This window comes from Plastoroseomonas hellenica, assembly GCF_018129085.1.
GTDB lineage: Bacteria > Pseudomonadota > Alphaproteobacteria > Acetobacterales > Acetobacteraceae > Plastoroseomonas > Plastoroseomonas hellenica.
Genome location: NZ_JAAGBB010000109.1, coordinates 1 through 5396 on the forward strand (window position 1 = coordinate 1; position 5396 = coordinate 5396).

A 5396-nucleotide genomic window follows, 5' to 3' on the forward strand; every position below is an offset into this window, starting at 1 on the left:
CCAGCGCCTCGGCCAGCCCCTGCAGCGTGCGATCGGGCGTCTGCTGGGTGCCGAGGAAGGCGCCGAGCCCGGCGGCGGCGGCGGCACTCGGGCTCACGCTCGCGACCTGCGGCGCCGCGAGCGTCCCCGCGATGCCGACGGGCGCGCGGATGCGCACGCCGCCGGCCTGCACATCGGGCAGCAGCCGCAGCGCGATCCGCTCATCGCCGAGATTGATCGAACCGCCGCCGCTGCCGATGCGGCCGATCGCGGTATCGGCCAGGAAGGTCTCGGGGTTCAGCACGCCGCCCTGCACGGGGGCGCGCAGCGCGAGGCAGCGCAGCGCCAGCCCTTCCTCCGGGATGCCCTGCGGCGCGAGCAGGCTCAGCAGCTCCCGCGGGATGGCGGCGATCAGGCTGCGGTCGATGCGCCCATCGACCATCGCCAGCCCGACCTGCCCATCGAGCGTCGCCGCGATCGCGCGCGTGTCGCGGCCGCGCCCGGCGAGCGTGATGTCGGCCTCGAGGCGGCCCGCGCCATAGCGCCTGCCGAGCATCTGCTGCAGTGGGCCGATATCCACGCCCGCGCCGCGGGTGCGCAGCGTCGCCCTCAGGCTGGGCGGATCAGCGGTGGCATCGGCGCCGAGCGTGGCGTCGATCGCGCCCCCCGGCACCGTCGCGGCGAAGGGATCGAGCGTCGTGTGCCCATCCGCCATCACCAGCCGGCCGGACACCTCGCTCAGCGTCAGGTTCGGCCGGGCGACCAGTTGCGCCACGGTGAAGCGCAGATCGGCATCGGCGCGGCGCAGCCCGTCGAGCGAGACCGGCACCTGCGGGATGACGCGGCGCGCGCCTTCGGCGGGTGCCGGCGGCGCGGCGGGCGGCGCGGCTGGCGATGCGGCGGGGGCCGCCGCCGCGGGCGGCGCCAGCGCCGTCAGATCCAGGCGCTGCGAGGTCACCTGGCCGGAGACGGAGGGCCGTGTGCCGCCGGCGGCCAGGGTGAGCTCCCCGGCAAGGTCACCCGCCGAGGAGGTGATCCTGAGATCGCGCATGGTCAGGCTCTGCGGCCCGGCGTTCGCGATGCGCATGCTCACCGCGAGGTCACGGAGCGCCGGCAGCGCCGCGCCGGTCAACGCCGCGAGCGGTGCCGTCTCCGGCACGCGCAGCTCCAGCGCGAGATCGGTGCCGGTGAGCGGCGGCCGCAGCCCGAAGGCGCCCGCGATCTTCGCTTCCGAATTCGCCGCGCGCATCGTCAGGTCGGTCTGGAGCGGCGCCGGCTGCGGTGCCGCCAGCGCCTCCAGCGTGCCGAAGCTGCCTTCCAGCGCCAGCGGCACCTCGCCCAGCACCGCCGCCGCCTGCAGGCGCAGCGGCTCCCGCGAGCCTGTCGCCGCGACGGAGAGGCTCCGCAGCACGAGGCCGGGGCGCAGCATCGTCAGATCGCTCTCGCCGAGCCCGAGCGTCAGCGATTCGAGGCTCGGCAGCCCGGCTTCGTTCTCCCGCGCCTCGGCGCGGAAGGCGATGTCGCGCAGCGGCGGCGCGATGGCGAGTTGCGGCAGCAGCGGCACCAGCCGCGACAGCGCGTCGAGCCGCCCTTCCGCCACCGCGCGCCAGCCGCGCATGGAAGCGGGCCGGGCGATGCTCGCATCCAGGCTGAGCCGCGCGCCCTCGGCATCCAGCGTGACACGCGCCGGCCAGGGCGTATCGGCGGCGGTCAGGCCGGCGACCAGCCCGCTCTCGCCCTCCAGCCGGAAGGGCTGCCCGTCGAGCGCCAGCCGGCCGGAGAAGTGCATCCGCTCGCTGCCCGAATCCGCGTCGAGGCGCTCGACCGTCAGCCTGCGCACCATGCCGGACCGGCCGTCGCGCCAGGTCAGGACGCCATCGGTGAGCGACACGGCGCCGACCGTGATGCCGGCCCGCGCGCCCGCTTCCTGCGCCGCCGCCGCGGCGGGGGCCGGCGTCGTCGCCTCCGGCGCCGCCGGGGCCGCGGTGGCCTGCGGCGCGAAGGCCCAGTTCGGCCTGCCTTCCGCATCCGTCTCCAGCAGCAGCCGCGGCTCGACGATCGTGAGGCGCCGCACATCGATCTGGCGTGAGATCAGCGGCAGCAGCGCGAGCTGCAGCTCGACCCGGCGCGCCTCCAGCATCTCGGGCGCCGATCCGCCGGGCATGTTGGCCAGCGCGATGTTCTCGATCGCGATCGTCGGCACCAGCGCCGGCCGGATCGCGATGCGGCCCGCCAGCGTCAGGCGGCGGCCGGTCGCCTGCTCCACCGCCGCCGCGATGCGCGGCTTCAGCGCCTCGGTGTCGAGGGTCACCAGCAGCGCCCCGATGCCGATCGCCGGCACCAGGACCAGCACCGCGACGACGCCGATCACCCAGCGCCAGAGGCGCCGGCGGCGGGGCGGAACTGTTGGTGTCGGTTCAGGCATCGGCGACCCTCCTGCGCTGGCGGTTGGTAGCGCAGGTGGGGTCGCCGGGTCACGATGCCAAAGCCGATCGCCCTGAAGCGTGAATCGCCTGGAAACAATCGGTTACGCGGCGACCTCGACCAGCACGAGTTCGGCATCGGCTTCCGCCGTCACCCTGATCTCCCGCTCGTCACGGATCGCAGCGCCGTCGCGCGCCTTGAGCGCGAGCCCGTTCACCGTCACCGCGCCGGTCGCCGGCACCAGATAGGCGGCGCGGCCCGGGGCGATCGGCTGCACCAGGGTCTGGCCGGCCTTCAAGGTCGCCGCCATCACCGCGGCGTCGGCATTGATCGGCAGCGCATCGCCGCCGGCATCACCCGGGCGGCCGGAGGCCAGGATCTCGAACCCCGCCTCCCGTGCTTCCCTGGGGAAGGCCTTGGCGCCCCAGCTCGGCTTGGCGCCGACCTGGTCGGTCTCGATCCAGATCTGGAACAGGCGCGTCGTCACCGGCTCCAGGTTGTATTCGGCATGGGTGATGCCGCTGCCCGCTGACATCACCTGCACATCGCCGGCTTCGGTGCGACCCTGGTTGCCGAGGTTGTCGCGATGGGTGATCGCGCCCTCTCGCACATAGGTGATGATCTCCATGTCGCGGTGCGGATGCGGGTCGAAGCCGGTGCCGGCGGCGATCTCGTCATCGTTCCAGACCCGCAGCTTGCCCCAGGCCTGGCGCTTCGCGTCGCGGTAATGGCCGAAGGAGAAATGGTGGTTGGCGTTGAGCCAGCCGAAATTCGCCTTGCCCAGTGTCTCGAAGGGGCGGTGCTCGATCATGTCTCGTCTCCTGCCGCGCGCCACGGATGGCCGCGTCTGTCAGGAGAGGAGGTAGGTCCGGCGGCATGGCTGCGCCATGCCGCCGGGACCATGACCATCATGGCGCCCCAGTGATGACGATGCAGGGGCCGCCGTCAGGCGGCCCGTCGCCTCAGCGGCACATCAGGACGGGGATGTCCGCATTCTCCAGCACATGCCGCGTGACGCCGCCGAGGATGAGCTGGCGCAGCCGGGAATGGCTGTAGGCGCCCATCACCAGCAGGTCGGCATCGAAGTCGCGGACGGCGCCGAGCAGCCCGGCCCCCACCTCCCGCGTCTGCGGCTTGAAGGTCACGATCTCGACCGCGATTCCGTGCCAGCGGAGATAGGCTTCGATCCCTTCGGCGGCCGGGCCGCGCCGCTGGTACTCGGGCGCGGTCAGGATGCGGATGGCGCCCGCCTTGTGCAGCCAGGGCAGCGCCGCGGCGACGGCGGCCGCACTTTCAGCAGTGCCGTTCCAGGCGATGCAGATGCGGGTGCCGATATCCTGCGGCACCTCGCGCGGCGCGATCAGCACCGGACGGCCGGAATCGAACAGCACCGCATGCAGCGCGTCGGAGGAGGAGACATCCTCCCCGGCTTCGGGGTGCGGCACCACGGCCATGTCGTAAAGGCGCGACTGCTGCGCCACCACCTCCTCCTCCCGCCCCGCGACCGAGGAGAAGGAGAGGGTCGGGCCCTGCGACTTGGCGGCGGTGTCGGGGTTGTCGGCCAGGGTCACGTCGCCGGCGGCGGAGGTGAAGCGCTCGAACAGAGCGCGGACGCGGCCGGCGCGATCGCCGCTCTCGCGTTCGGTCGCAGCCATCATCTCCTCGATCATCGCGCCCGACAGGCCTTCGCCGGCCAGCGGCGCGACGTCGCGGGCATCGACACGCACATGCAGGCAATGCACATGCGCCTGCCAGATGCGCGCCGCGATCAGAGCGGTGGACAGGGCCGCTTCGCCGGCGGCGGTGCCGGTCAGCGGCAGAAGCAGGCGTCGGTAGGCCATGACGGTTCTCCCGTTGGGCGTCTGACCGGGACTATCGCGAAGGCCGGCCTGGAAACGCAAGAATGGCATATTCGGACCGTCATGGATCAGCGGTTCCGCGCGTGCAATGGGTAACGAGAACGGCTGCTGCGACGCCGGGGTTGCACGGCGCGCGGATGCGGCGCGGCCGTGCCTCAGCCCGATGCTGCCGTGTCCAGGCCCAGAACCGCCATCGCCTGCGCGCATGGATCGCCCGATGCGTCCAGCCGGCGCCAGGTGATACGTCCGGGATCAGCGCGCGCCGCGCTGTCCAGCACGGCGGCATCGGCGTCCGAGGCGTCGCCGCGCCGCGCGGCAATCCGCGCGCGCAGCAGTTGGGTCGGCGCTTCGAGCCAGAGCCCGTCGAAAGGCACGCCGCAGCGCGCCGCCACCGCTTCCAGCCCGGCGCGCATCCCGGGATCAAGCCAGGCCGCATCGGCGATGACCGCATGGCCGGCGGCAAGCGCCAGCGCCGCCGCATCGAACAGCGCCGCATGCACGGCCTGGCTCTCCGCCGGCGCATAGGCCGCCGCGGGCAGCCGCTGCTCCGGGGCCACGCCTGCGCGGCGCTTGCGGATCTCGTCCGTCCGCAGCACCAGCGCGCCGGGCGCGACACCCAACGCCGGCGCCAGCAGCCGCGCCAGGCGCGACTTGCCGGTGCCCTGCAGGCCGCCGATCCCGACCAGGCGCGGCGGCGCGGGCGCCAGATACGCGATCGCCGCCGCCAGGTAGCCTTCGCCATCGCCACCCCTGCGCGCTTCGACATGGGCGCGGATCACGGCGCGAAGCGAGAGGAAGAGCGGCAGCGCGGCCAGGAAGCCGGCATCGCCGCGGCGCGCCGCGTAGCGGTTCAGCACGCGGTTGGCCTCGGTGCGGCCGGCCCGGCGATCGAGGTCCATCACCAGGAAGGCCAGGTCGTAGCCGGTGTCGATCGTCGCCAGCGCCTCGTCGAATTCCAGCGCGTCGAAGGGTGCCGGCCGTCCCTGCAACAGGCAGAGATTGCCGAGATGCAGATCGCCATGGCAGCGCCGCACGAAGCCCTGTGCTGCCCGCGCTGCCAGCAGCGGCGCGGTGCGCGCGAGCGCCGCCCGCGCCGCGGCGGCCCAGGCCGCGACTGCCGCAGGCCCGAGCCCG

General features: G+C 73.7%; 4 protein-coding genes. All 4 read right to left on the reverse strand.

The window, feature by feature from the left end; translation table 11 throughout:
* On the reverse strand, positions 1–2404 hold a 2404-nt coding region (locus GXW71_RS33965; protein WP_211858416.1), incomplete at its 3' end, for an AsmA family protein.
* Positions 2405–2506: 102 nt separating this feature from the next.
* On the reverse strand, positions 2507–3214 hold the full coding sequence (locus tag GXW71_RS33970) for a pirin family protein (protein ID WP_211858418.1): 708 nt from the start codon (positions 3212–3214) through the stop codon (positions 2507–2509).
* Between the two features lie 151 nt (positions 3215–3365).
* Positions 3366–4244, reverse strand: coding sequence for a universal stress protein (locus tag GXW71_RS33975; protein ID WP_211858420.1), 879 nt, complete (start codon positions 4242–4244; stop codon positions 3366–3368).
* Positions 4245–4417: 173 nt separating this feature from the next.
* A partial coding sequence (locus tag GXW71_RS33980; protein ID WP_211858422.1) for a bifunctional aminoglycoside phosphotransferase/ATP-binding protein occupies positions 4418–5396 on the reverse strand: 979 nt, incomplete at its 5' end.